The organism is Sporomusa acidovorans (genome assembly GCF_900101845.1).
GTDB lineage: Bacteria > Bacillota > Negativicutes > Sporomusales > Sporomusaceae > Sporomusa > Sporomusa acidovorans.
Map to the genome: position 1 here is coordinate 1 of NZ_FNAM01000119.1, position 1,689 is coordinate 1,689.

At 45.5% G+C, this 1,689-nt stretch carries 1 protein-coding gene; it reads right to left on the bottom strand.

Translation table 11 applies throughout. The annotated features are described in order from the left end of the window. Nucleotides 1-87 precede the first annotated feature (87 nt). A partial coding sequence (locus tag BLR65_RS28800) for an IS1634 family transposase (RefSeq protein ID WP_093798275.1) occupies nt 88-1,689 on the bottom strand: 1,602 nt, incomplete at its 5' end.

A 1,689-nucleotide genomic window follows, 5' to 3' on the forward strand; every position in this document is an offset into this window, starting at 1 on the left:
CCCGACTTTTACAGTTTAAAAAACGCGAGAAGCCCCTAGCCGTTGAAACTATGGGCTTCTTTGTAGTTGATTCATGTGTAAATTCTGTTATGCTACAGTAATATTTTTTAGAAATTTATTGAATACCTCCTGCCTTGGATAAACATTGTAAAAATTCGTGCCGAACGTTTCCTGAATTAACTTGTAGTCCAGCGCGATTTCGTCTTTATCCGAATAGACCAGCGTATCCACTATCTCGCCTTTTTTGTTTCGCACCTTTTGAAATGCAATCGCACCGCCGACATCGTCGAGGTGAATGATACCACCCTTCAAAACCTGACATGTCGCGGTACCCAGTGCTCTTGCGATTCGCTCGGCCGACAGAGCTTTTTCTCCCATACGATGCTGAATAATTCGGATTACAAGAAGCGCGACGAAACAGATCAGGAAATGAGCACGGATATGCTCATTCTTTCTGACGAACACGGGCCTAGCATAAAGGTCAGTTTTCATAATCCTAAACGACTGTTCAATCTGCCAAAGGCCACTGTACACCTGACGTATCTTCCGCTCATCGTAGTCAAGTTCGCTGGTAATAATACAAAAATAGCCGTCATACATCGCGTTTTGCTCCGCCTTTTCCAAATCCACGCTACGGAGCTTTTTCGTGTTTTCTAGGATCTCCCCAGTATCTATGTCAACAATGTTTTCTTTTGTATATTCGTCGACACCTTTTTTGATACTATAGGCATTGTTTTTAACAGAGCGTGCGGCCTTTTCAAGCTTTTCTTCCCGCTTGCGCCTCGCCATGTCGGCTTCTGCTTTGCTCCAATATAAAAGTACTTTTCTTACCCGGATTTCTTTTTTTCCATCCTGGTCCTTTCCCTCGTATTCTTCTTCGAACAACTTGAATCTGTACGTATCCTTTTCGTTTGATGTCCATCCGCTTGAGTCAAATAGCTTTTCATTGTAACGCTGGCCTTTTTTCCCTTTTAGTATCTGTGAGAATACAAAACCGTCCCCGTTGTACACGATAGCGTCGATATTCTTTGACGAGTTGAGCCCCTTGTCGGCCACCACGATCAGTCTTCCTAATCCGTACGAATCCTTGATATCCTTCATAGTCGGCTGAAGCGTAAGGGAATCGCTTGTGTTGCCGGGGAATACCGACATGCTGACCGGTAACCCGTTGGAATCCATAAACAGCCCCATTGCGGCAATAGGGTCGGTGCGGTGTTCTTTCGATACGCCTCTTTTCCGAAGGTCATCCTCGCCATTGGGGAAATCGATCTCGAAGAAATAATTGGTCACGTCATAGAATGCATAGGAAAGGTCGCGGCCGATCGTCTTTTTGACACGTTCGTTCAAATGCCGCTGCAACTCCACCTCAAAATCCGCGAAGAGGTCAAGCGATCTGTAGATATCTGGCAGTGTGAAATCCGTGTGCATCCCGTAGAAGCTGTCCTTCCTTTGACAGGAGGCCCGCTTCGATTCCGGCCAGAGAATTCTTGCCAACACCAGAAACTTGAAAATATCGCCGGGTGAATATTCTCCTCGAAATCGGTGTGATTTTTCATAGTCCTTGATAAACGAATTAATTTCGAGCAGATTATAGACGGCCTCCAGGAACTTGTATCCGTAGTTCTGCCGTCGGTTTTCCCCACCATACATCAGCGCATTGGCTGCAACTTCGATTCGTAAGGGAACATT